Origin of the sequence: Promicromonospora kroppenstedtii DSM 19349 (assembly GCF_000515355.1) — a bacterium.
GTDB lineage: Bacteria > Actinomycetota > Actinomycetes > Actinomycetales > Cellulomonadaceae > Promicromonospora > Promicromonospora kroppenstedtii.
Window position 1 is genome coordinate 18,267 of sequence record NZ_KI911690.1, and the last position, 1,298, is coordinate 19,564.

Below are 1,298 nucleotides of genomic sequence, written 5' to 3' on the forward strand. Positions count from 1 at the left end.
ACCCGACCGGGGTCACGGACCGCGGCCGGCTGGTGACGGGTGCCCGCTTGCTCGCCGGAGCCGGCTCGGGGCTGCGGAACGTGCGCCAGCCGCGGAGCGTGTCGGCGTGCCCGTCGGGCGGCGTGGTGACCCGCCAGCGCATCGCCTGCCAGATCCAGTCCTTGATCTCGGCCGGGGTCCGGCCGCCGGCCACCTCCGCGCCGATCTCCGCGATGTGGTCGGCCACGACCTGCTCCGCGGCGCCGTCGAACCCGTCCGCGTGCACCTCGGTCAACACGCTCATCAGCGCCCGGTCGTAGACGAGGGCGTGCCAGGGCTCCGGGACGCGGGTGGGCGTGATCTCGTCCGACCGGTCGACGTCCCGCTGGAACAGCTTGGTGTGGCCCCGGCCGGGCAGGATGTCCGTCGCGGGGAGCGCCGCGACCTCGGCCGCGGTCACGCCGTCGCTGATGAGCTGCGAGGTGAGCAGCAGCGTCGGGTCCGGCGTCGCGCTCGCGATCCGGGCGCGCACCACGCTCGCGATGTTCTCCAGCGGCGGCCGGTGGTTCGGCTGGTACCGGGTCATGGCCAGCACCAGGGACTGCAGGTGCCGGTCGATCACCGGCCGCTCGGGCAGGGGATCGTCGTCCGGGACGACGCCGGCCGGCTCCTCCTCCACGAGGTCGGCGGGCGTCAGGTCCCGGCCCAGGAAGTTCAGGTCCAGCGGCAGCGCGCCCGTGCTCGCGTACACGAGCAGCAGGCCCAGGCTGTACACGTCGGACCGCGGGTGCACCCGGCGCCCGAACAGCTCGGGCGCCATGTAGGCCATGGTCCCGGCCGGCTGCGTGGACGTCGCGGCGTCGAACACCTTGGCGATGCCCAGGTCGATGAGCACCGCGCGATCGCCGTCCACCATGATGTTCGCCGGCTTGAGGTCGCGGTGCAGGCAGCGCTCCTCCTGCAGCACGAGCAGCGCGTCGACGATCTGCCGGGCGAGGCGCAGCGCCTCGGGGCCGGACAGCGGCCCCTCCTCGCGCACCCGGTCGCGCAGCGTGGTGCCGGGCACGAGCTCCATCGCGAACCACGGCTGCGTCGCGTCCAGGCCGGCCTCGACGAACCGCGGGAAACCTCGGCCGTCCAGACGTTCCAGCAGGTGCGCCTCCTGCGCGAAGCGCTCCCGGGCGTCGTCGTGCAGCCCGGTGAGGACCTTCAGGGCGACCTCGGTGCCGTCGTCGGCCCGCGCCTGGTAGACGTGCGCGAACCCGCCGTGGCCCAGCGCCTCGGCCAGCGTGAACCGGCCCAGGCGCTCGCCGCTGGCG

The 1,298-nt window shown here is 74.5% G+C and carries 1 protein-coding gene; it reads right to left on the reverse strand.

Going from position 1 to position 1,298, the window contains the following annotated elements; genetic code table 11:
- Positions 1-1,298: serine/threonine-protein kinase (locus PROKR_RS35155; protein WP_036964765.1), on the reverse strand; the 1,298-nt coding region annotated here is incomplete at both ends.